The organism is Bacillus sp. SB49, assembly GCF_000469135.2.
Taxonomy (GTDB): Bacteria; Bacillota; Bacilli; order Bacillales; family Halobacillaceae; genus Halobacillus.
In genome coordinates, this window is record NZ_CP048117.1 from 1,738,414 (window position 1) to 1,759,688 (window position 21,275).

The window sequence follows — 21,275 nt, forward strand, 5'->3', positions numbered from 1 at the left end:
ATTGCTTATAGTTGGAAACAATTCAGAATTTTGTTACATTTTTATTAAATCCATTGTTATTCGGAACATGCATGTGATAAAATTTAAGCGCCTTTGCGAGGTGACAAAAAACGATGCAGAATTATAAAGAAGAATTCATGGAATATCTTCAGATTGAGAAAAATGCTTCACCATTGACCGTGAAACATTACGGAAGAGACATCGATGAATTTGCTGATTTTCTGCAATCTGAAGGCTTCACTATACACGACTGTGATTACCCTGTGATCCGGGTCTTTTTATCGAGGCAGCATGAGCACGGGTACTCCAGAAGATCGGTTTCTCGAAAAATATCTAGTCTGAGAAGTTTCTTCCGCTTTTTAGAGAGAGAAGAGGTTCTCGCGAATAATCCCTTCATCAACGTTTCGCTTCCAAAAGAGGATGCACCAATCCCTGAATTCTTCTATTCAGAAGAACTGGAGCATTTATTTACGGTAAGTGACCTTGATACCCCTCTTGGACAGAGGGACCAGGCGCTTATCGAGCTACTGTATGGAACAGGTATTCGGGTCAGCGAATGCGTGAGAGTGGAAATGGGAGACATCGATTTTTCTCTGCGTACCGTCCTGGTACACGGGAAGGGGCGAAAGGAAAGGTATGTCCCGTTCGGCCAATATGCGGGAGAAGCACTTGAAACCTATATCAACAGCGGCAGAAAAGTTTTGTCTGAAAAAAGGACCGAAGCGACGAATCGAGTGTTTCTAAACGCTAAAGGTGGACCTCTCCGGGCCGACGGTGTTCGTCTGATTTTGAAGAGAATGGTGCAGAAGGCAGCGCTTACTGTGGATATTCATCCGCATAAACTGCGTCACTCCTTTGCCACTCATCTTCTGAACGAAGGAGCCGATCTCCGTGCAGTTCAGGAACTGCTTGGACATGAGCACCTGTCTTCTACACAAATTTACACCCATGTTACGAAAGACCGGTTACGGAATGTTTATATGAATGCCCATCCAAGAGCAAATAAGAGGTGAAGGTTATGGATCAACAATTTCATGCTACAACGATATTCGCAGTACAGCATCAGGGGAAAAGTGCGATGAGCGGTGACGGTCAGGTTACCCTAGGAAATCAAGTCGTCATGAAACATACCGCACGTAAGGTGCGGCGATTATTCAATGATCAGGTGCTCGCTGGTTTTGCCGGTTCTGTTGCAGATGCATTCACTCTTTTCGAGAAGTTCGAAGGGAAGTTGGAGAGTTACGACGGCAACCTTGCAAGAGCATCGGTAGAGCTTGCAAAAGAGTGGCGGAGCGATAACGTTCTCCGTAAGCTGGAAGCGATGTTGATCGTAATGGATAAAGAAAACATGTTTCTAGTGTCTGGTACAGGGGAAGTAATAGAACCGGATGATGGTATTTTAGCCATCGGTTCCGGAGGTAATTTCGCCCTCAGTGCAGGAAGAGCGCTTAAGCGCTATTCCCCAGAGCAGTCCGCGGAACAGATAGCCAGAGCTGCACTTGAAATTGCAGGTGAAATTTGTGTATTCACCAATGATCAAATCATTTTGGAAGTTCTCGATTAAGGGGGCATACGTATGTCATTAAATTTAACGCCTAGAGAAATCGTCGAAAGGCTCGACCAATATATTATCGGCCAGGGCAGTGCCAAGCGTTCTGTCGCGATCGCTCTTCGGAATAGATACCGTCGCATGCAGCTGACGGATGACCTGAAGGATGAAATTGTTCCGAAGAACATCCTAATGATGGGACCGACGGGGGTAGGGAAGACAGAGATTGCCCGCCGTCTTGCCAAACTGGTCGGTGCGCCATTTGTAAAAGTGGAAGCGACGAAATTTACGGAAGTAGGTTACGTCGGACGCGATGTAGAGTCCATGGTTCGTGATCTTGTAGAGATGGCTGTCCGTATGGTTAAACAGGAGAAGATGGAAGCGGTCAAAGACCGTGCAGAGGAGCAGGCGAACAAAAGACTCGTCAAGCTGCTGGTCCCTTCCAAAAAGAAGCAGGGCAACAACTTTAAGAACCCGTTTGAGATGATCTTTAATCAAGGCGGTCAAGAGGATAAGGATTCCGCTGAGGATAAAGACGAAACGGAAATTGAAACGAAGCGTAGCCGCATCAGACATCAGTTGGATCTCGGCGAGCTTGAGGATCGCATGGTCACAATTGACGTGGAAGAATCTCAAGCATCCATGTTCGATATGCTGCAAGGTTCCGGGATGGAACAGATGGGAATGAACATGCAGGATGCTTTCAGCCAGTTCATGCCGAAGAAGAAGAAGAAACGGAAGCTCTCTGTTGCAGAAGCCCGAAAGGTATTGACACAAGAGGAAGCAGGCAAGCTTGTGGATATGGATGAAGTCGGACAGGAAGCCGTTTCCAAGGTGGAACAGTCCGGGATGATCTTTATCGACGAGATTGATAAGGTGGCAGCGAAAGGAGACAATCAGGCGAACGTCTCCAGAGAAGGGGTTCAACGTGATATTCTGCCGATCGTTGAAGGTTCAACGGTCGTCACGAAATACGGCCCCGTATCGACCGATCATATTTTGTTCATTGCTGCCGGTGCCTTTCATATGGCTAAACCGTCCGATCTCATCCCTGAGCTCCAGGGAAGGTTCCCGATCCGGGTCGAATTGAATAAACTGAGCGTCGCGGATTTCAAGAACATTTTGACAGAACCCTCCAATGCGCTTTTGAAACAATATAAAGCATTACTTGAAGTTGAAGGTATAAAGGTTGAATTTTCTGACGATGCTATTACTAGACTTGCAGAAATCGCTCACGAAGTGAACCAGGAAACCGACAATATAGGAGCTCGGCGTCTCCATACAATCTTGGAGAAGCTGCTTGAGGACCTATCCTTTGAAGCTCCTGACGTTACGATGGAAACGATCGAGATTACACCACAGTATGTAGACAGCAAACTATCATCTATTGTAAAAAACAAAGACTTATCACGATTCATTCTATAAGGATGAGATCAACAAGGAGGAAACGCACATGAAACTTCTAGAACGTGCACGCAGAATCAATGCTATGTTACAAACAACAACAGGAAAATCGGTGGATTTTAATGAAATGTCCGCAACGATGAGAGACGTTATCGAAGCGAATACATTCGTTGTAAGCCGCCGTGGGAAGCTGCTCGGCTTCGCCATCAACCAGGAAATTGAAAACGAGCGCATGAACGCAATGTTCTCTGAACGACAGTTTCCACAGGAGTATACCCAAAATTTATTCAACATTAAGGAAACGACGCCGGACATCGATATTGACAGCGAGTATACGGCTTTCCCTGTAGAGAACAAGGAATTGTTCAAAGAAGGATTGACGACAATCGTACCAATCATCGGAGGTGGTCAGCGCTTAGGAACGTTGATCCTGAGCCGTCTGAACGGAAGTTTTAATGATGATGACCTGCTGCTTGCTGAGTATGGTGCAACCGTTGTCGGAATGGAGATCCTGCACGAGAAGACAGAAGAGATTGAACAGGAAGCCCGCAGCAAAGCTGTCGTTCAAATGGCAATTTCTTCTCTTTCCTACAGTGAATTGGAGGCCATCGAGCATATCTTCGATGAACTGGAAGGTAATGAAGGACTACTTGTTGCCAGTAAAATTGCAGACCGTGTCGGAATCACACGTTCCGTCATTGTAAACGCGCTTCGTAAGCTTGAAAGTGCGGGTGTCATCGAATCACGCTCATTGGGAATGAAAGGTACGTATATCAAAGTGCTTAATAATAATTTCCTACTGGAGCTTCAAAAGCTTCGTACGAATTAAAATAATAAAAAAAGCCGCTTTCAGTGAACTATAACCCGAATAATGGACACTTATAAAAAAGTGCCCCGTTATTCGGGTTATTTCTGTTTCAAGGAAGGAAACCCGTTTATAATCAAAATAAATATATGAACGGAGTGTGACTATGAGTAAACATCTTTATTCAAATACGGAAATGAAACAATTAGAGGACAATCCGAATGTCGTAAAGGTATCGGAACGTTCTATCACATACCATCCTTTATTTAAGAAAGCTGCAATTCAGGAATATCAGAATGGAAACTTTCCATCTCAAATATTTGAAGAGCACGGATTTGATTTAGTAGTGATTGGGAAGGATCAACCCAGAAGATGCTTAAAGCGCTGGCGTAACACATTTGAAAAGTACGGAGAACTTGGTCTGGAGGGAGACCGTCGTGGAAAAGGAAGTAAAGGTCGACCTTCTTCAAAGAAGATGTCTGCGGAAGAAAAACTTGAGAAAGCGGAAGCTCGTATTAAGTACTTAGAGGCTGAAAATGATTTTTTAAAAAAGCTAGACAAACTCGAAAGGCAGGCGTTGAAGAAGAAACGAAAATAACTCCATCAGAAGTCTATCAGCTTATTTATGAAACAATCCATAATTACTCCTTAAGGAGTATGGTCTCTTATTTATGTGAATTCACAGGAGTAAGTCGAAGTGGATATTATGCGTGGATAAATAGTGATTCCAAAAGACAAGTGAAAAATCAGAAAGACGAAAAGGATATACAAATTATTCAAGTTATCTTCTCACAAAACCATGAGAAAGTAGGAGCTCTGCAAATTAAGTTGATTCTCGAAAATGATTATGGGGTCATCATGAATCATAAAAAAATTCGAAGATTAATGAAGAAATTTGATCTTTCGGCAAAGATCAGACAGGCTAAACCATACAAACAAATGTTGAAAGCCACTCAAGAGCATCGTACGTGCCCAAACCATCTTAACCGAGAGTTCACACAACTAGAACCCGGAAAAGTCTTTTTGACTGATATCACTTACACGTATTTTGGGAAAGGTCAAAAAGCATATCTTTCTTGCGTGAAAGATAGTACAACAAAGGAAATTGTAGCTCACCATATATCTACTTCCCTAGGGATGGATATTGTTTACCGAACGTTAGAGAAACTTCAAGACACCGTAAAATCTTTCCATCCAGAAGCAATGATTCATTCGGATCAAGGGTTTCATTACACTCACCCCAAATTCCAATCTAGAGTGAGAGAAGCTGGCCTTCGTCAGTCCATGTCCCGAAAAGGTAACTGTTGGGATAATGCACCTATGGAATCATTCTTTGGTCATTTAAAGGATATGGTGGATCACCAATCATGTGAAAGCTTAAGCCAACTTAAAGAAGAAATTAACCAGTATATAGCAAAATATAATAATAAAAGATATCAGTGGAATTTAAATAAGATGACCCCGGTGCAATACCGAGATCATCTCCTAGCCGCCTAAGGTTCTTTTTATAAACTGTCCGAATTATAGGTTACAGTTCACAGCTGAAAGCGGCTTTTTTTATGCAATAATTACATAATTATCCTTAAATGACTTACATAAGTAGTATTTTGAATATTTGACAAAAAATTAATACAATTCGACAATTAACTATGTCATAATGTTCATTATAATAGAAGACCTGTACATATGTAACTATTTTCCATATTAAGGGGATTAAAAACCTAGTTCTTTCGATGTGTTTGGTAAGCTTCTGTAAAAATCATTCGGGAAAGATAGACAGAGGTATACAAATTTTTTTAAAATTGTTTCTGTAATCAAAGAAAATGTCGAATAAAGGAAACAAAGGAGATGCCGATGACCATATTCAGTAGTACTTTTTCCACATTGGAACAGGCTTTAAACTTCACAACAGCTAAAAACAGAACAATATCCAACAATATAGCTAATGTTGACACCCCTGGATATAAGGCTAAAGGAGTAGCTTTTCAGGACGTGTTGAATGGAGAGCTGGCTTCTATTCAGACAAAACGGACAGATGAGCGTCACATTGATTTCCGGGCTCGTACGTCCAATTCTTTTCATACCTTTACTAAAACCGGGACGACGTACAGCCATAACGGCAACAACGTAGATGTGGATAAAGAAATGAATGACCTTGCTCAAAATCAAATTCAGTATGAGGCACTGGTCGATCGGATGAGCGGGAAATTCAAAAGCTTGGAGTCGGTGATAAAAGGAGGTAGATAGGGTGAGTATATTTCGGGCAATGAATACAAGCGCGAGTGCCTTGACGGCTCAGAGGTTGAGGATGGATATTGTATCTTCCAACATAGCGAATGCCGATGCTACACGAGCGGTTCAGAATGAAAACGGTGAATGGGAGCCATATCGTAGAAAGATGCCGGTATTCCAAAGTGAAGGTTCTGGCTTCCGTAGTCATTTGTCGCAGGCCCGGACCGGTTCTGGAGAGGACGGCGGCGTAAAAGTGTCAAGGATCGTAGAAGATCCAGAACCCTTTAAAACGGTGTACAACCCTAACCATCCAGACGCTGACGAAGCGGGATATGTAGAAATGCCGAACGTGGATCCCTTGCAGGAAATGGTTGACTTGATGAGTTCTACAAGATCATACGAAGCCAACGTAACAGCTGTCAATGCATCAAAGAATATGCTCATGAAAGCTTTGGAAATCGGAAAATAAGGAGGGACTGGAATGGTCGAAATGACTTCCATGATGAATACCCCGGTGCAAATGTCCTCAGCTAATGGATCCCAGTGGAAAAAAGCCGTATCTGCAGGGGAAGCCCAGGGGGCCTTTGCAAATCAGCTGAAGCAGGCGATTGAACAGGTCAATGAAGCACAAATTGCTTCGGATAATAAGACGAAGGCGCTTGCTCGTGGGGAGATTGATGATCTGCACGACGTCATGATTACATCGCAAAAAGCGAGTGTAACGATGCAGATGGCAGTGGAAATGCAGAGCAAAACAATTGAGGCATACAAAGAAATCATGCGTATGCAGGTTTAATTATTACCGAACGATTATCAGCACTAAACCATTCGCGTAGGTTGTGCTTTTTTTGGGGGCAGCTATGAAAGAAAAAATAAACGCATACAGAGAGAAAGTCGTGTCGTTTTGGAAAGAGCGGAAAAAATCACAAAAGGGCTGGATCATTGGTTCCGTTGCAGCTGTCATTCTGGCCGCAGTCTTGCTTGCTGTCTTACAAGGCGGTTCCAAGATGACACCACTTTACAGCGATTTGACGCTTCAGGAAATAGGCCAGATCAAATCAGAATTGGATACAAGAGGCATTCCTTATGAATTGGATAAGGGCGGAACGACGATACTCGTTCCGGATACAGAAGCGGAGTCGCTGCTCGTTGATCTTGCTGCGTCCGGTCTTCCGAACAGCGGAAGGATCGATTACGGATTCTTCAGTGCCAACACATCATGGGGGATGACGGACAATGAGTTTGATGTCATCAAACTGGATGCGATGCAGACCGAGCTTGCCAATCTCATGAAAGGGATCAGTGGAATCCAGGATGCCCAAGTAATGATTAACATGCCGGAGGAGCAGGTGTTTGCATCGGAGCAGGGGCAGGAAGCCTCAGCATCCGTCGTCCTGAACGTACAACCGGGAGCAAGTATCGAACAGCCTCAAGTAGAGACGCTGTACAATCTGGTATCAAAGTCTGTTCCTAATTTATCTAAAGATAATATCGTCATCATGGATCAGAATTTTAATTATTTTGACATTAATGATGCTTCCTTAGCTGGGAGCTCCGACGCTTATACATATCAACAAAATGTCAAAGAAGATATTGAACGGGACATAAAACAGCGCCTGCAGCGGATGCTTGGTACCATGATCGGTCAACAAAAGGTCATGGCAACCGTAACTGCAGATATCGATTTTACAAAAGAAAACCGTGTCGAAGAGCTTGTTGAACCGGTTGATCCTGAAACGATGGAAGGACTGCCGGTAAGTGTGGAGCGCATTGAAGAAACCTATGAAGGCGGCGTTCCGGAAGGCGGCGTTCCAGGAGCAGGAGATGAAGATGTAGCCAACTACCCTGCAGGTGAAGAGGGCGGAGACGGCGATTATGAAATGAATCGCGAAACGATCAACAACGAGTTCAACCGGATCAAGAGAAATATTGAAGAAAGTCCGTATAAAGTAAGAAATCTTGGTATTCAGGTTGCTGTGGATAACACAAAAGGGACAAATGCAGAGGGCGAAGTTGAATATTTGACCGCCGCAGAGCAGCAGACCGTAGAAGAGGGCATTCAATCCATTGTCGACTCCATGATAACGACTTCCATCGATGCTGGTTATGAAGATCAAATTGAGGCAGACGAGAATGTGTCGATCGTCTTCCAGGAGTTCAATGGCAAACCGGAAGCCCCTGAAGCACAGCCGGGAATTCCTCTGTGGGTGTATATTACTGGCGGCGTCCTCGCTCTACTCATCATCCTGCTCTTGATCTTGTTGTTCCGACGCAGGAACGTAGAGGAAGAGGAAGAATACGTCTATTTTGAAGAACCACTGATCGAGCAGCGGTCGAAAGAAGTGCAGGAGATACAGGAGAAAGAAGACGAGTCCACACAGAAACGGAAGCAGCTGGAGAAACTGGCGAATGAGAAGCCGGAAGATTTTGCGAAACTATTGCGGTCATGGATTGCAGAAGATTAAGGGGGTCTGAAGGATGGCCTTAAGAAAGACAAGATTAACAGGAAAACAAAAAGCTGCCGCCCTGCTTATAGCCCTTGGGCCGGATGTGGCAGCAAAAGTGTACAAACATTTGAACGAAGAAGAAATTGAACAATTAACGCTGGAAATTTCATCGGTACAAAAAGTCGATGCAAAAGAAAAAGAAGAGATTTTGGATCAATTTCATCAAATTGCCCTCGCCCAGGACTATATTTCCCAAGGCGGAATCGGTTATGCGAAAACGATACTGGAGAAAGCGCTTGGACCTGCGGAGGCCGCCAATATCATTGGACGGTTGACTTCTTCGCTGCAGGTGAGGCCGTTTGATTTTGCGCGCCGGGCCGATGCGGGACAGATTTTGAATTTTATACAAAATGAGCATCCTCAGACGATCGCACTGGTGCTCTCCTACCTTGATTCAGAGCAGTCAGGTCAGATACTCTCCGAGCTGCCACAGGAGCTGCAGGGGGATATAGCGAGACGAATCGCCACGATGGATTCCACTTCCCCGGAAGTCATCAGCCAAGTCGAGCAGATTCTGGAGAAGAAGCTGTCGACTACGGTTATGCAGGATTACACCGATACGGGCGGTATACAGGCGGTTGTGGAAGTGTTGAACGGAGTCGATCGCAGTACAGAGCGGACGATCCTTGACTCTTTGGAAATACAGGATCCGGAACTGGCGGAAGAGATTAAGAAGAGAATGTTCGTATTCGAAGATATTGTTGCTCTTGATAATCGTGCGATACAGCGGGTCATCCGTGAAGTCGATAATGACGACTTACGTTTGTCCTTGAAAGTCTCCAGTGAAGAAGTAAAGGAAATGGTATTCAAGAACATGTCCCAGCGAATGGCCGAAACCTTCAAAGAGGAGATGGAAATCATGGGTCCAGTCAGGCTTCGTGACGTGGAAGAGGCACAGACAAGGGTCGTGTCTGCAATCCGGCGCCTTGAAGATATTGGTGAAATCGTAATCGCCCGAGGCGGAGGAGATGACATCATTGTGTAAATCCAATCGACACGGACGCGTCATTGAACTCCGGCAAGTTGCAATCGGCCCGCGCGGAGAGGAGTCCCGTCACCATGCAGAGCTTCAAGAAGCGAAGCAGGAGCAGAGAGAAATACTCCGTTCAGCAGAAGCGGAGCGGGAACGCATTCTTCAGAAAGCAGAAAAAGAAATAGAACAGTGGCGAAAGACATGGGAAGAAGAAAAGCGTCTTATTACAGAAGAAGCGTTTAACGAAGGCCGCCTGGATGGCTTTGAAGCAGGAAGGATGGAAGGTTTTGAGTCATACAAAGAGAAGATCTCGGAAGCCAACCGGGTCATGGGGCAGGCTAAAGAGCAGCATGACAGAGTGGTGGAAGAAAGCGAACAAACCATTCTTCGATTAGCAGTCGCTTGTGCGGAGAAGGTCGTTAAAAAGCAGCTGGATCAATCCGATGACTACTTTCTATCTTTGGTAAGGCATGCCGTCAAAGAAGTCCAGGATCAGCCGGAAATTACAGTAAAGCTTCATCCGGATCAGTACGAACTTCTCCATCACCAGATGGAAGAACTCCAGAGATTGGTCGACGTTCACACAAAGCTCGTCCTTTATGCAGACATAGAACTTTCCCCCTACGCCTGCGTCATCGAATCTCCCTTTGGGATGATTCGTGCAGGAGTGGACAGTCAATTGTCCGAACTCAGGGAGAAACTGTTTGAAGCCGCGTTTGGAGTGGACAGCGATGAATGAGTCGATCTATCAGCAAGCAATCCGGCAGGCGGATACATATAAACGGTTCGGTAGGATAAAACGCGTCGTAGGCCTGATGGTTGAATCGAAGGGACCGGACGCATCCGTGGGGGACCTTTGCTATATCCATTCCCCATCTGGGAAAGTGGCACCAGTGGCAGCGGAGGTGGTAGGTTTTCATAACGAAAACATCCTGCTGATGCCGTTCCAGGAAGTTCGGGAGGTCAGTCCGGGAAGTCTTGTAGAAGCAACAAAGCAGCCGCTGAATGTCAAGGCAGGCATTGGTCTGATCGGGAACATTCTCGATGCAATGGGTAATCCGCTGGACGGGAGCGCGCTGCCTAAAGGTCTAAGACCGTATCCGACCGACCAGGCCCCCCCGAATCCTTTGGAGAGACCACCGATCAAAGAGCCTATTCAGGTCGGGGTGAGAGCCATTGATTCACTTCTGTCTGTCGGAAAAGGACAGAGAATCGGAATCTTCGCCGGAAGCGGAGTAGGAAAAAGTACGCTGATGGGAATGATTGCCCGGAACAGTTCGGCCGATTTGAATGTCATTGCATTAATTGGCGAACGCGGCCGGGAAGTACGGGAATTTATTGAGAATGATTTAGGAGAAGAAGGAAGGAAGCGCTCGATTTTAGTTGTCGCGACCTCCGACCAGCCGGCATTGATGCGGGTCAAAGGCGCCTATACAGCGACGGCGATCAGTGAATACTTCCGGGATCTTGGATATGACGTTAACTTGATGATGGACTCGGTTACAAGGTTTGCTATGGCACAAAGAGAGATCGGCTTAGCGACAGGAGAGCCGCCGACAACGAAAGGTTATACGCCGTCGGTTTTTGCAAAACTTCCGAAACTTCTGGAGCGGACTGGTTCCAGTGATAAAGGAACGATCACAGCCTTTTATACGGTACTCGTTGATGGCGATGATCTGAACGAACCGATATCAGATACCGTCCGCGGTATTCTGGACGGCCACTTCATTCTTGACCGCAAAATTGCGGAACAGGGGCAATATCCTGCTCTTCATATTTTGAAATCGATCAGCCGGGTCATGAAACAGATCGTATCGGAATCCCATATCGAGCGTGCCCAGCAGTTGAGGTCGCTTCTTTCCACTTACGAAGAGAATAGAGAATTGATCCAGATCGGTGCGTATAAAAAAGGCTCCAGTAAAGAGATCGATCAAGCGATCCATTATCATCCTTCCATTATGGAATTTTTGAGGCAGGGAATTCATGAACCGTCAACCTTCGAACACTCGGTGGAAGATTTGAATCGTTTGTTTTCATAAAAGAGAGGTGAATGCATGACTACCATTCATACGTTCGAGAAGATACGAGACTTGCAGGATCGGGATAAAAAAGAGAAACAGCGTACACATGAAAAGGCGGTCGATCAATTCGAAGAACATGCCTATAGACTGTATGAAGCATTAAAGAAAAAAGAGGATGCTATTCAAGCCTTTAATTCCACGATGGAGAAGAGAGCGATCCAGGCTCATGCGTTCCTCCAGCATCAGCAGTATATTGCACGTCTGGAAGAGATCATTCATTCGCTTCAGCCACTGGTTCAGCAGGCAAGGCGGAAAATGGATCGGACGCAAACGAAGCTCACAGAAGCCTACAGAGAAGTGAAGAAATATGAACGCTTAATTGAGAACAAAGAAGAGAAACAGAAACAGTACGCCAAGCAGGAAGAAAATAAAAATATGGATGAAGTGTCCATGGTCCAGTATTTAAACAGGAGGAACAGGTGATCGGATGGCAAAGAAACTACCAAAGCAGCAAACAGGAGGCAGCCGTTTTCTAAAGATATTTTCGGCTGTTGTCTTTCCGCTCCTCTTCCTGGTTGTATTGACCGTGATCGTGATGACGCTCATGGGTTACAACGTTTTTGAACAGGTGGAAAAGTACGGAGCTAACATACCCGGCATAGCAGATACCACTTCCACGGATTCGGCGTCCTCAGAGGAAACGGATAAACTACAGGCGATGTTAGCTAATAAAGAAGCGGAAATCGAACAATTAAAAGAGCAGGCTTCGGCTGGGGATGCAGAAAAGAAAGACATGGAAAACCAGATTGTACAGTTGGAGAAAGAGCTCGAAGGGACGACCGAGGAACGGGGGGAGGAAGATGTGGAAGAAGACAGTGCAAAAGACATTGCTGCATCCTTCCAGAAGATGGACCCGGAAGAAGCCGCTCCAATCATCTCCACCATGAATCAGGACTTGGCTGTTCAAGTACTTCGTTTGATTGCAGTGGAAGAGCGAGGAGACATTCTCGGCCAGATGGACCCAGAGATAGCCGCCTCTTACGCAAGTGCGCTCATCGATTCTTAAAGGAACCGTTCGAAAGGAGGTGATAGCAATGGATTGGAACGTTTTGTTTAGTGGACAAGCTAACCCTCAACCTTTACAAGGACAAGCGGTTCAAACGACATCAACCCCTGATTTTGCCCCTCAGTTCAAGGAGCGATTGGAAGGAATGATCGAAGAGGCAGCTGCTTCAACGCTGACTGCGGGTGCAGCGAAATCGGATGGGTTGGATGAATTGGGGGAAGAACTCCGGTCTATATTCCAGACATTATACGACAAGGTACCGAGGAGCGAAGAAGAAGAAGAGAGGCTTGACGTGATCGGCCTGCGTTTGGAACAGTGGCATGCGCTTCGGTATAGAACCGCCGCCCCAGGACAACAAGACGTACATAACCAACCGTTGGACTCAGAAGGTATCGAGCAGATTTCTAATAACGTGAAACGTTTGAACGTTTTCCGTGAGGTAACCACGGCGTACGAAAAAAGGGATGCGGATGCTTTCCTTCATCGCATGGTGGAAGAGCTTCCTTACTTGGCGAAAGACATTTCGGTAGAAGCTATGAATACGAGCATCGGTAAGAATCAGCCGGAAGTTACTCCGGCAGCGAACGGGACTTACAAAAAACGGAATGTTGATATATCTATAGACAGCCTGAAAGAAGAGCTGTCATTTTTACCGGAAAGGATTTGGAATGACAGTGCATCCCTCAGGGAGGAGCAAAAAGGGTCTATTCCATTTGCGCCCTCTATAAATGAAGGCCAGGTCTCGATTAATGATGGCGCAGAGTTGATAAAGTTGGAAGGACATTTGAAAAAGGAATGGAATGCTTTGCTTCACACCTTGATGGAGAAGGGAGTGGAGGCTGATAGCAAATCCCCCTTACTCTCAACTATTCTTCATCGTATGGAGCAATGGGACAGTCTGCATAACAGGGAGCTTCCGGTTCAGCATGAGATACATAGAGAGCTGTCTCCAGATGGACAAGCTTCGGCGGTCCAAACAGCAATAATTCCAGAGAATCTTTCCAGAGCAATAGACCGTGCGTTTGATGCAGGGGATATCTTACAATTTATCCATTTAACAACGTCGGAACTACCTTATTTGGCGGATGCTGTTAAGTTAGACGGCCGCTTCTCAGGCTTGAATCATTACGGCCGTATAAACCAGTCGAACAGTAACCGCGGGTTAGTACCGCCTATAAACGCAGAAGCATCTTCACAGAGCGTCCGCACCGATGGACCCAAAGCTTCGAGTGGCCATATTACTATCGATGTGGAGACAGAAGAAACGATAAAAAGTTCTGTTGTGGAAGTTTTGAGAAATTTCCTTCAGCAAATGCGCACCCATCCATCCAAAAGTATTTCGAAAACATTTTCCATGAATCCGGAACAATTAGGGAAGATGACCGTCCAATATACGGCTGAATCAGGGGAACCGGTGCTTGATATAAAGGTGGAAAATAAAGCAGCCTTTACCTTGTTAAAACCACTTCAGGCAGATATCCGCACCCAGCTTCCTTTAAATCAGCTGTCCCTTACATTGGCTGAAGGGAATCGTGCCGCCGCTTCGGATGTCAGGAAGGAGGGGGAACATAAACCGGCTGCCATGACCGTATCGCAAGACCTTTCGAAAAGAGTGGTTAAAGTATTGGAAAGAGTGACGGACGGGAGGCAGGCTCTACCCCCGCAATCGACTACGCTGGCAGTGAGAAATGCCGTTGTTGCCCAACAGCAGCTTGGTCTCTATGAGACGGGGAACCGATCAGGGGAACAAAAGGCCCTAGGTATGGCAATTCGCTCAAAAGAAGCCCTTGATCCATGGACGGCTCCTTCTGCTTCTATACCTCTTCTTCAAAAAGAGGCTGCGGCTCGCATAGACGGTAATGCGGATAAAGCTGCTTTCCAAGTGCTCCGAATGTCTGAACAGCCGGCTTTTCCTTTGGCTGAAACTAAGACTTCCGGACAAGAAATGAAGCAGTGGGTGAAGGATTTAGAACAGTTTGTCCAAAAGAGCAGGATGCTTACGGACCTTCATGGCAATAAAGAGCTGCGCATCCAGATGAAACCTGGAAACCTTGGTGACTTGACGGTGAAAGTGGCTCAAATCAACGGCGAGATGGTCGTGAAGCTTATGGTAGGCAGCCAATCTGCAAAAGAGGTGATTGAAGGAAACCTCCACCACCTGCGCCACGTGTTCTCTCCACATCAAGTCGTTGTCGAAAGGACGGACACCCCTGCCGGCGGCCTTGCTTATCAAGAAAGCAAAGAACAGGAGGAATCCGGCAGCAAGCGAAATGGACAGGGTTCGTCCCCGGACCGCGAGCGCGATGATACGGAAGAGGATGGTCCAACGTTTGAAGAATTGTTAAGAATGAATGAGAAAGTGTAGGTGATTCCATGACAGCCATTGACCCGTCCATCTATTTGAAAAATCAGCAGAAGCAGACGTCTGGCAGTAACATTCTCGGTAAGGATGATTTCCTCAAAATCTTGATGACGCAGATACAGAACCAAAATCCGCTTGACCCGATGGAGGATAAAGAGTTTATCGCGCAGATGACCCAGTTTTCCAGTTTGGAACAAATGACGAACATGTCGCAGTCTCTGCAGAGCTTCCTTGACGGACAACAGTCTCCCCCTCTCATTCAGTACAGTCATTTGATCGGTAAGGAAGTATCTTACACGGTCACAAATCCGGAAACTGGAAGCGAGGAAGTCAAAGCAGGGCAGGTGATATCGGTCAAACAGAAGGATGGAGATATCCTTCTTGAAATAGAAGACGGAGCCGCGGTTCCTGTCGGCAGCCTCACACAAATCAAAGACGTGAAGGTGGAGGAATGATATGGATCCGCGTATACAAGCTCTTCACCGACCGCTTACTATCCCTAAAAATGCTCCTGTTAAGAACGATTTTCCTTCTTTCAGGGATGTATTGGAGGAAGCGAAAGAGGTCAAGGTCAGTAAACATGCAAAGCGCAGGCTGGAGGAGCGGAATATTGACATCAGCGAAAACATGTGGGGAGAAATAGCCGGTAAAATGTCCGAAGCGAAACGTAAAGGCATTACCGATTCTCTCATCGTTACGGATGATGCGACATTAATCGTAAGCACGAAAAATAATACGGTAGTGACGGCACTTGATCGTGAAGAGTCCGCCTCGCAGATTTTTACAAATATCAACGGAACGATCTTTATAAGCAAATAAGGCCGGACCCGCAATCAGGGAAGCCTTTAACGCCGCGGAATGAACGAAGCGGCGTCATACAATTTAAAATCGAAAGGAATGGTTGGTATGTTACGTTCACTTTATGCAGGGGTTTCCGGAATGAAAGGGTTTCAAACGAAGTTGGATACGATCGGTAACAATATTGCAAACGTCAATACGACGGGATTCAAGAAAGGGAGGGTTTCCTTCCAGGATATGATGAGCCAGTCCGTTAAACCAGCAGAAGGGCCGAATCCTGATACGGGTCGTGGTGGTTTGAACCCTTCTCAAGTGGGCCTGGGATCAAAAATTGGCTCCATCGATACGATTCATACACAGGGGAACAATCAAACGACAAACCGCGCTCTTGATGTAGCTTTGGAAGGAGACGGGATGTTCGTTTTAGCGGAGGGTGGCGTCACTTACGATGCAAACGATAATCCAACTAACTTTACTTTTGGTAATTCATCCCTGAGCTTTACGAGAGCAGGTAATTTTTACCTTGATAATAGTGGGGCTATCGTAAATAACAGTGGTAAATATGTAGTTGGAGAGGGAGGCATTATTACCATTCCTGAAAACGCTCAAAGTTTCAGTATTCTATCTGACGGTACCGTGTCGTATGTAGATGAAAATCAAGAAGTACAAGAGGCAGGTAGAATTGCTCTGGCCAGTTTCTCCAACCCTGGCGGATTAGAGAAAATAGGCGGGAATGAATACCGTATGACAGATAATGCCGGGTTCATTAGTTCTAATAATAACGATTTTGTTTTAAATGACTTAAATGATCTCTCGGTTGCCGGTCAAAACGGAACGGGACAGATGGTTTCCGGTTCTCTTGAAATGTCGAACGTCGACCTCGCCGATGAATTTACGGAAATGATCACAGCCCAGCGCGGGTTCCAGGCGAATACAAAGATTATCACGACATCGGATGAAATCCTCCAAGAGCTCGTCAACTTGAAACGATAAGCCGAAGGGAGGGGGAGGGCATAACCGCCCTCCTGTGAATCTATGATACCTTTAACGAAATTGAACGGGGACCCGTTTACGATTAATGCTCTGTATATTGAGCAGATTCAGTCCCATCCGGATACGACGATCACGACCGTTTCCGGCCGGACGATTCTTGTGAGAGAGTCCGAAGAGCAGGTCGCTCGGTTAGTAAAGAAATATTACCAGGGAATTGGTTTGCTGCGCGTCGTACAAAAGGGTGGTGAAGAGGAACGATGAAACTATTTAAAATCATGGTAATTTCATTCAGCAGCCTTTTAGTACTTGGAGTGATCGCCTTTGTTCTGGTGCTTAATATGGGTGATACAAAGAAAGCCAGTGGAGAACGCTCCATTGATGACATCGTAGATTCTTCCTATACAACAGAAGAGATCACTACAGACTTGGAGAGCGGAGACTATGTCCGCATCAGTTTTCGTATTGTCGCCGACAGCAAAGATACGGTGAAAGAGTTGGAGAAACGGGACTTTCAAGTACAGAATATTCTTTTGAAAGAGCTTGCTGTAATGGATGCGGAGTCCTTCCAGTCCGGTCTTTCGGATCTTGAAGCCACGCTTAAACTTAAGCTGAATGAATTTATGGATGAAGGCTCTGTCACAGATGTTTATACAGTCACCAAAGTGCTGCAGTAAATGCAATAGGAAAGGGGGGTGAGGTATTGGCTGAAGAAGTTCTTTCGCAGAACGAGATCGATTCCTTACTTTCTGCCCTCTCTACAGGAGAAATGGATGCAGAGAAATTAAAACAGGAAGAACAGGAGAAGAAGGTAAGAGTCTATGATTTTAAGCGGGCTCTCCGTTTTTCGAAGGATCAGATCAGAAGTTTATCGAGGATCCATGAAAACTTTTCCAGACTATTAACGACGTACTTCTCCGCGCAGCTGCGTACGTATGTCGATATTGAGGTCGCATCCGTAGATCAGCTTCCCTATGAGGAGTTTATCCGCTCGATTCCGACGATGACGATTTTGAACGTTTTCCATGTTCCTCCTTTAGAAGGAAGGATACTTATGGAGGCAAATCCGAACGTCGCTTATGCCATGATGGACAGAGTGCTCGGTGGAAAGGGAAGCAGCGTGAACAAAGTGGACAATTTGACGGAAATTGAGACGACGATCATGTCCCACCTCTTTGAACATGCGCTGGAAAATTATCAGGAGGCATGGGGATCCATTGTTGATATGGAACCGGAACTGGAGGATTTTGAAGTCAACCCTCAGTTCCTTCAACTCGTATCACCGAATGAAACTGTCGTGGTCGTTTCGTTGGAAACGACTGTAGGTTCTACGAGCGGAATGATTAACATCTGCATTCCTCATGTCGTATTAGAACCGATTATTCCGAAGCTGTCGGTACATTACTGGATGCAGAAGGAACAGCCGAAGGAACGCGATCCGGTTGAACAGGAAGCACTCACTCAAACCATTCGCGGTACCGAGCTTGATATTCGAGCGGTATTAGGAGAGGCATCGATGTCGATCGAACAGTTTTTAGATCTGAAAGCAGAAGACGTCATCCGCCTGGATCAGCCGATAGGAAAGCCGCTTATGCTGCGGGTCGATGAAGAGGATAAGTTTTACATACAGCCGGGGAAATTAAACAATAAACTGGCCGTGCAAATTTTAGAAGAGTGTCAAGGAGGTGCCGGACATTATGACGGATGACATGTTATCACAGGACGAAATTGATGCACTATTGAACGGAGGCGGAGGAGATGACTCTTCTGCCGAACTCGATAAGGATAAGAAAGATACACCAGAAGCGGAACGTCTCTCTGTTTTGGAGGAGGATGCTTTAGGGGAAATCGGTAACATCTCTTTTGGCAGCTCCGCTACTGCCCTGTCTTCGCTCCTCAATCAGAAGGTGGAGATTACAACTCCGACGATATCCGTCGTAGACAGGGCTCACTTACCGGAAGAATTCCCGAAACCGCATGTCGCCGTAGGGGTGACGTACACGGATGGGTTCAGCGGCGAAAATGTGCTCGTGATCCGAACCGAAGACGCAGCGATTATTGCGGACCTCATGCTGGGGGGAGATGGAACGTCTCCCGATGCTCAGCTCAGTGATATTGCACTTAGTGCGGTACAAGAAGCGATGAATCAAATGATGGGCTCTGCCGCGACCAGTATGTCGACGATTTTTAATAAAAAGGTGGATATTTCTCCGCCTGCTATCGACGTTCTGGACTTGGGGGTGGATAAGGGTACCGAACGGATTCCAAACGAAGAAGTGCTTGTTAAAGTTTCCTTCCAGCTTAAAATTGGAACGTTGATTGATTCCAGCATTATGCAGCTGATCCCCGTCCGTTTTGGGAAAGAGATGGTGGAAGAACTGCTGAACCCGGAAGCGAAAGAAGAACCTGAACAAGTTACGGAATCTCCGCGCGTGGAAGAATCAGCGCAAAAAGATCCGGCCCCCCCGTCTGTGAAAGAAACTGCCGAGCAGGCAGCTCCGGAGCCTCAGTATGTAGGCGCGCCTTCAGGGTACGGCATGGAGAAGGCAGACATTCAGCATGCAAGTTTCCAGGAGTTTGACCAAAGCAGTGCCATGACGCCTGCGGCTCAAAACAATCTGGATATGTTGATGGATATACCGCTTAAGGTAACCGTAGAACTAGGGCGGACGAAGCGCACCGTGAAAGAGATACTGGATTTATCGGCAGGCTCCGTCGTTGAACTGGATAAGCTGGCTGGTGAACCTGTCGACATTCACGTCAATGACAAACTGATGGCAAAAGGCGAGGTTGTCGTCATCGATGAGAACTTTGGTGTGCGTGTCACCGATATTGTAAGCCCGAAAGAACGATTGACTAAACTACGTTAATGGATAAATAGGAGGAATAGATATGGGAGAACGAATACTAATTGTTGATGACGCGGCTTTTATGCGCATGATGGTAAAAGATATTTTGACGAAGAACGGATATGAAATCGCCGGGGAAGCGGAAGACGGCCAAAAAGCGGTCGACTTATATAAAGAAGAAAAGCCGGATCTTGTAACGATGGATATTACTATGCCTGAGATGGATGGAATCACAGCTTTAAAGGAAATTAAAAGTCATGATCCTCAGGCAAAGATCATTATGTGTTCCGCGATGGGGCAGCAGGCAATGGTTGTGGATGCCATCCAGGCCGGTGCCAAAGATTTTATAGTAAAACCGTTCCAGGCGGATCGTGTCATCGAAGCGATTCAAAAAGCGTTAAGTTGAAGAAGGAATGCACATGCGCATTGCAGCCAGAGTCATCGTCATCCTAGTCATGTTCGGGAGCCTCTTGGGTAGCCATCCTTGGACGGCCCTCGCTCAGCCATCCGTCGTCGAATGCATGGATAATCCGGATCTTTCCGGATGTCCGGATGACGACGGAGGGGAGAATCAAACTGTTAACGGTTCGGAAACAGAGGCGCCGTCGGGAGGGTCGCTGGTGTGGAACGTCATCAAGCTTATCCTAGCCTTGGCCTTCGTTGTCGCTCTCATCTATGCATTACTAAAGTTTTTTAATAAAAAGAACAGGCTCTTCCAACAGAATCGCACGATGGAGAATCTCGGAGGATTGAACCTCGGCCCGAACAAGTCCGTTCAGGCAGTTAGAATCGGCGGGCGCGTCTTCATTCTAGGCGTAGGTGATTCCGTGCAGGCAATTACGGAAATTACAGATGAAGAAACGATAGACGCATTGAAGAAACAAGATATGTCATCCGGCTTCACGGAGGTCATTAAAAAGAACCTCCATCAAGGAAGGTCGGAAAATAAATCAAGTGATTTCAAGCAGTTATTTGAAACCCAGTTAAAGGAAATGAAAGAGAAAAGGAAACGGCTGCTGGACAGGAAAGAAGGGGGCGGCGGGGATGAATGAATTTGTAGACATTTTTTCAAGCTCTGACCCCGGCAGTGTCGCTACTTCTGTAAAACTTCTGCTCTTGCTGACCGTTTTGTCGCTTGCGCCGGGAATCTTGATCCTGATGACCAGTTTTACAAGAATTCTGATCGTATTGTCCTTTGTTCGGACATCCCTTGCCACCCAACAGATGCCGCCGAACCAGGTTCTTGTCGGTATTGCATTATTTCTAACGTTTTTCATTATGGCTCCTACTTTCCAGGAAGTGAATGAACAGGCGTTGACGCCGTTGTTTAATGAGGAAATTACGCTTGATGAGGCTTATGAAGAGGCCAGCGTGCCGATGAAGGAATTTATGGGAAAACATACGAGGCAGAAGGACCTTGCGCTATTCATGAACTATTCCGGCATGGAGGCACCGGAGACGATTCAGGATGTCCCATTAACGACGCTCGTTCCTGCCTTTGCCATCAGTGAATTAAAAACAGCCTTTCAAATGGGCTTTATGATATTCGTACCTTTCCTAGTCATCGACATGGCCGTGGCGAGCGTGCTTATGTCGATGGGTATGATGATGCTGCCGCCGGTTATGATTTCCCTTCCATTTAAAATCTTGCTGTTCGTCCTTGTAGACGGATGGTATCTGATAACGAAATCATTACTAGAAGGGTTTTAGGACAGGAGG

General features: G+C 46.1%; 25 protein-coding genes. All 25 read left to right on the forward strand.

Translation table 11 applies throughout. From position 1 onward, the window contains the following. Positions 1-113: 113 nt before the first annotated feature. The 25 genes from xerC (at position 114) to fliP (ending at position 21,266) form a co-directional block, all read left to right on the forward strand. Entirely contained in the window at positions 114-1,013 is a 900-nt protein-coding gene (gene xerC, locus M662_RS09150; RefSeq protein WP_008637894.1) for a tyrosine recombinase XerC, read from the forward strand. A gap of 5 nt (positions 1,014-1,018) precedes the next feature. After that, positions 1,019-1,564 (forward strand): ATP-dependent protease subunit HslV, encoded by a 546-nt coding sequence (gene hslV / locus M662_RS09155; protein WP_008637896.1) that lies wholly within the window; start codon positions 1,019-1,021, stop codon positions 1,562-1,564. A 12-nt stretch (positions 1,565-1,576) separates the two neighbouring features. Then, a complete protein-coding gene (gene hslU / locus M662_RS09160) occupies positions 1,577-2,974 on the forward strand; it encodes an ATP-dependent protease ATPase subunit HslU (protein ID WP_008637897.1) in 1,398 nt (465 codons plus the stop codon). Positions 2,975-3,002: 28 nt separating this feature from the next. After that, a complete protein-coding gene (codY, locus tag M662_RS09165) occupies positions 3,003-3,782 on the forward strand; it encodes a GTP-sensing pleiotropic transcriptional regulator CodY (protein ID WP_026577471.1) in 780 nt (259 codons plus the stop codon). Between the two features lie 142 nt (positions 3,783-3,924). After that, positions 3,925-5,255, forward strand: a protein-coding gene (locus M662_RS09170; RefSeq protein ID WP_162129281.1) for an IS3 family transposase whose coding sequence is annotated in 2 segments (ribosomal slippage) — positions 3,925-4,297 and positions 4,297-5,255 — 1,332 coding nt in all. Because the reading frame shifts where the segments join, the coding sequence is not laid out codon by codon here. Between the two features lie 357 nt (positions 5,256-5,612). After that, positions 5,613-6,005: a flagellar basal body rod protein FlgB gene (gene flgB, locus M662_RS09175; RefSeq protein WP_026577470.1), complete on the forward strand. Its 393-nt coding sequence runs from the start codon at positions 5,613-5,615 to the stop codon at positions 6,003-6,005. A gap of 1 nt (position 6,006) precedes the next feature. Next, positions 6,007-6,459, forward strand: coding sequence for a flagellar basal body rod protein FlgC (gene flgC / locus M662_RS09180; protein WP_026577469.1), 453 nt, complete (start codon positions 6,007-6,009; stop codon positions 6,457-6,459). 12 nt (positions 6,460-6,471) lie between these two features. Continuing rightward, the gene (gene fliE, locus M662_RS09185; RefSeq protein ID WP_008639526.1) at positions 6,472-6,786 is read left to right on the forward strand and encodes a flagellar hook-basal body complex protein FliE; all 315 of its coding nucleotides are present in this window, start codon (positions 6,472-6,474) and stop codon (positions 6,784-6,786) included. 64 nt (positions 6,787-6,850) lie between these two features. Then, complete coding sequence (gene fliF, locus M662_RS09190; RefSeq protein ID WP_008639528.1) at positions 6,851-8,455, forward strand: flagellar basal-body MS-ring/collar protein FliF; 1,605 nt, start codon at positions 6,851-6,853, stop codon at positions 8,453-8,455. Between the two features lie 13 nt (positions 8,456-8,468). Next, positions 8,469-9,482: a flagellar motor switch protein FliG gene (gene fliG / locus M662_RS09195; RefSeq protein ID WP_008639530.1), complete on the forward strand. Its 1,014-nt coding sequence runs from the start codon at positions 8,469-8,471 to the stop codon at positions 9,480-9,482. Next, complete coding sequence (gene fliH, locus M662_RS09200; RefSeq protein ID WP_026577468.1) at positions 9,475-10,209, forward strand: flagellar assembly protein FliH; 735 nt, start codon at positions 9,475-9,477, stop codon at positions 10,207-10,209. The genes fliG and fliH overlap by 8 nt, the downstream gene beginning before the upstream one ends. Further along, positions 10,202-11,509: a flagellar protein export ATPase FliI gene (gene fliI / locus M662_RS09205; protein ID WP_026577467.1), complete on the forward strand. Its 1,308-nt coding sequence runs from the start codon at positions 10,202-10,204 to the stop codon at positions 11,507-11,509. Before fliH ends, fliI begins: the two co-directional genes overlap by 8 nt. Positions 11,510-11,524: 15 nt before the next feature. Continuing rightward, entirely contained in the window at positions 11,525-11,974 is a 450-nt protein-coding gene (fliJ, locus tag M662_RS09210) for a flagellar export protein FliJ (RefSeq protein ID WP_008639536.1), read from the forward strand. A gap of 4 nt (positions 11,975-11,978) precedes the next feature. After that, positions 11,979-12,557 (forward strand): MotE family protein, encoded by a 579-nt coding sequence (locus tag M662_RS09215; protein WP_008639537.1) that lies wholly within the window; start codon positions 11,979-11,981, stop codon positions 12,555-12,557. Between the two features lie 28 nt (positions 12,558-12,585). Beyond that, the gene (locus M662_RS09220) at positions 12,586-14,922 is read left to right on the forward strand and encodes a flagellar hook-length control protein FliK (RefSeq protein ID WP_026577466.1); all 2,337 of its coding nucleotides are present in this window, start codon (positions 12,586-12,588) and stop codon (positions 14,920-14,922) included. Between the two features lie 8 nt (positions 14,923-14,930). Next, the gene (gene flgD / locus M662_RS09225; protein WP_026577465.1) at positions 14,931-15,374 is read left to right on the forward strand and encodes a flagellar hook assembly protein FlgD; all 444 of its coding nucleotides are present in this window, start codon (positions 14,931-14,933) and stop codon (positions 15,372-15,374) included. Between the two features lies 1 nt (position 15,375). Continuing rightward, positions 15,376-15,738 (forward strand): TIGR02530 family flagellar biosynthesis protein, encoded by a 363-nt coding sequence (locus M662_RS09230; RefSeq protein ID WP_008639543.1) that lies wholly within the window; start codon positions 15,376-15,378, stop codon positions 15,736-15,738. Between the two features lie 87 nt (positions 15,739-15,825). Then, complete coding sequence (gene flgG / locus M662_RS09235; RefSeq protein ID WP_008639546.1) at positions 15,826-16,710, forward strand: flagellar basal body rod protein FlgG; 885 nt, start codon at positions 15,826-15,828, stop codon at positions 16,708-16,710. A gap of 42 nt (positions 16,711-16,752) precedes the next feature. Then, entirely contained in the window at positions 16,753-16,971 is a 219-nt protein-coding gene (locus M662_RS09240) for a flagellar FlbD family protein (RefSeq protein ID WP_008639549.1), read from the forward strand. Further along, complete coding sequence (gene fliL / locus M662_RS09245; RefSeq protein ID WP_008639551.1) at positions 16,968-17,384, forward strand: flagellar basal body-associated protein FliL; 417 nt, start codon at positions 16,968-16,970, stop codon at positions 17,382-17,384. The genes M662_RS09240 and fliL overlap by 4 nt, the downstream gene beginning before the upstream one ends. Before the next feature lie 26 nt (positions 17,385-17,410). Then, positions 17,411-18,415, forward strand: coding sequence for a flagellar motor switch protein FliM (fliM, locus tag M662_RS09250; protein WP_008639553.1), 1,005 nt, complete (start codon positions 17,411-17,413; stop codon positions 18,413-18,415). Next, positions 18,405-19,577 carry a flagellar motor switch phosphatase FliY gene (fliY, locus tag M662_RS09255; RefSeq protein ID WP_008639555.1) on the forward strand — a complete coding sequence of 391 codons (1,173 nt, stop codon included), beginning with the start codon at positions 18,405-18,407 and terminating at the stop codon, positions 19,575-19,577. Before fliM ends, fliY begins: the two co-directional genes overlap by 11 nt. A gap of 22 nt (positions 19,578-19,599) precedes the next feature. Next, positions 19,600-19,962 carry a response regulator gene (locus M662_RS09260; protein ID WP_008639557.1) on the forward strand — a complete coding sequence of 121 codons (363 nt, stop codon included), beginning with the start codon at positions 19,600-19,602 and terminating at the stop codon, positions 19,960-19,962. A 13-nt stretch (positions 19,963-19,975) separates the two neighbouring features. Next, positions 19,976-20,608, forward strand: a complete 633-nt coding sequence (locus M662_RS09265; protein WP_008639559.1) for a flagellar biosynthetic protein FliO — start codon at positions 19,976-19,978, stop codon at positions 20,606-20,608. After that, positions 20,601-21,266 carry a flagellar type III secretion system pore protein FliP gene (gene fliP, locus M662_RS09270; RefSeq protein ID WP_008639561.1) on the forward strand — a complete coding sequence of 222 codons (666 nt, stop codon included), beginning with the start codon at positions 20,601-20,603 and terminating at the stop codon, positions 21,264-21,266. Before M662_RS09265 ends, fliP begins: the two co-directional genes overlap by 8 nt. The last annotated feature ends 9 nt before the right edge of the window (positions 21,267-21,275 follow it).